This is a genomic window from Mesorhizobium sp. M1006 (genome assembly GCF_040318825.1).
GTDB lineage: Bacteria > Pseudomonadota > Alphaproteobacteria > Rhizobiales > Rhizobiaceae > Mesorhizobium.
In genome coordinates, this window is record NZ_JAMYMZ010000125.1 from 1 (window position 1) to 1904 (window position 1904).

The following is a 1904-nucleotide window of genomic DNA, read 5'->3' on the forward strand; positions in this document are numbered from 1 at the left end:
GGACGAACGAGAATCGACAGAAAGGACGACGGCCTTGCACTCACCCCCTTGACGGTCGAGCGATTAGACGACCCGCTGCGCGGGACGGGCGCATGGTGTGAGGTAAAGATCACGAGCCGGACGTCGCGCTCGCATTGAGGATGGTTCGGCGGCGGCAGAGCATCACGGGCTTCTTCAACAAGGAGCCTGACCATGCCCTATCCTGTTCTCGATGCACGGATCAGCCCGCTGCGCCAGCGGCTGATCGACGACATGAACATGCGGCGTTTCTCATGGGAGACGCAGCGCAACTATCTCCGCGACATCGGACGCCTGGCAACGTTCCTCGGGCGTTCACCGGACACAGCGACGACCGACGACCTGCGCCGGTTCCAGATCGAGCAGCAGGACGACGGTGTTCCCGTGCCGACCATGAACAGCATCGTGTCGGCGCTGTCAATGCCCGCTCGAATTTTCCCCAAAAGTGCCGAAGTAAAATTCCCCAGTTTCGCCGCTCAGGCTGTTGCGGAAGGGTGTCCATTTTTCGGCGGCCGGCCGCGCGGTCGTGATGGTGCGTTGAGCGTCGGCGGCGTGATGGAGGCTTTTGATCGCAGGTGTTCGGGCATGAGCTCGGCGTGTTGTCGGAGCCGATAGCTCGATCCTTCGATCTGGACGACGACCGCATGATGAAGCAGGCGATCGAGAAGTGCGGTTGCGACCTCGCCCCATTCGGCGAAGCCGCGGTTTGAGGTGAGAATCATGGCGCCCTTCTCATAGCGGGCGTTGACGAGCTGGAAGAACAGATTGCCGCCACCGTGGATGACGGGCAAGTAGCCGATCTCGTCGACAACGAGCAGAGCAGGCCGGCAGAAGAAGCGGATGCGTTCCTGCACGCGGCCTTCGCGTTCGGCCCTTGCCAGTGCGGCGATGAGTTCGGCGAGCGTGCAGAAATAGACGCTCTTTCCAGCCTTCACAGCCTCGACGGCAAGTGCGTTGGCCAGATGGCTCTTGCCTGTGCCGGGTGGGCCGAGGAAGTGGACGACCTTGCAGCGGGCGACGAAGCCGAGTTGGGCGAGCGTGAAGATTCGATCTCCGTCGAGCGAGGGCTGGAAAGAGAAGTCGAAGCCGGCGAGCGTCTTGATCGTGGCCAGGCGCCCCATGCGCAGTGCCGTCTTGATCCGGCTGTTGTCGCGGAGGGTCAACTCTTCCGAAAGGAGGATGTCCATGGCTTCGAGGGCGGCGATCTCGCCTTGCTCGAGCCGGCGCACGATATGATCGAGCGCTTCGAGCGCTCGTGGCATCTTCAGGCCGACGAGATCGTGGCGGATCCGGTCGTTTGTGGATGGCGTGGTATCGAGCGCATTCGTCATGGACGCTGCTCCTTCGCCATCACCCGGGTGACGGCATCGTAGAAGGCCAACGGGCGCTGAGCGACCCTGTCGCCTGAGCCATGAAGGATGACCTCGTCGTTCCTCAGTCTTTGTCGGCGCTTGTGGAGGTGGATGTTGCGATGACCCGGCTCGACATGACGCTGGTGCCGGCCTTCGAGAATAGGATGGGTGGCAATCAGTGCGCCGTCCTCGAAGATGCGCAACTCTTCGGCCAGCGTGTGTACCTCGACGACACGGCGCCTGGTGGCGTCGGGCACGCTGTAGAAATTGCCGCCGACGCTGACCATGCCCTCCCGGCTGATACGTCGCTCGAGCTTTAGGACCGATCGGAACGGAGCCAAAGCCAGCGGCCGCAGCGCTGCCCGCTCCTCGGCGAAAGCTTCGTTGACGACACGCCTTGTGGTGGCGTGAACCCTCGGGTTTGCGACCGTGTCCAGCCAGTGACGCAACTGGACACCTCGAACTACCGGCATTTCCAGAGTGGGTGGTGCGACAATGAGGTTGCGAACAGCCTGACGCGCGGCGGGGGCTGGA

Annotated in this window: 3 protein-coding genes and 1 pseudogene; 1 reads left to right on the plus strand and 3 read right to left on the minus strand. The window is 62.7% G+C overall.

Annotated features, from left to right (window positions below; genetic code table 11):
* Positions 1 to 194, minus strand: a 194-nt coding sequence (locus NKH60_RS34815; protein ID WP_352875107.1) for a hypothetical protein, incomplete at its 3' end; no start/stop codon positions are given.
* Between NKH60_RS34815 and NKH60_RS34820 the strand changes: the two are divergent.
* Positions 193 to 426 (plus strand): annotated as a pseudogene (locus NKH60_RS34820) (phage integrase N-terminal SAM-like domain-containing protein); the annotation flags it as partial. The gene NKH60_RS34815 and the pseudogene NKH60_RS34820 sit on opposite strands and share 2 nt — an antisense overlap.
* 68 nt (positions 427 to 494) lie before the next feature.
* On the opposite strand, the gene istB reads toward NKH60_RS34820, so the two are convergent.
* Together istB and NKH60_RS34830 are read right to left on the minus strand one after the other, a co-directional pair.
* Positions 495 to 1349, minus strand: coding sequence for an IS21-like element helper ATPase IstB (istB, locus tag NKH60_RS34825; protein WP_352875109.1), 855 nt, complete (start codon positions 1347 to 1349; stop codon positions 495 to 497).
* Positions 1346 to 1904, minus strand: a 559-nt coding sequence (locus NKH60_RS34830) for a Mu transposase domain-containing protein (RefSeq protein WP_502907815.1), incomplete at its 5' end; no start/stop codon positions are given. The genes istB and NKH60_RS34830, both read right to left, overlap by 4 nt.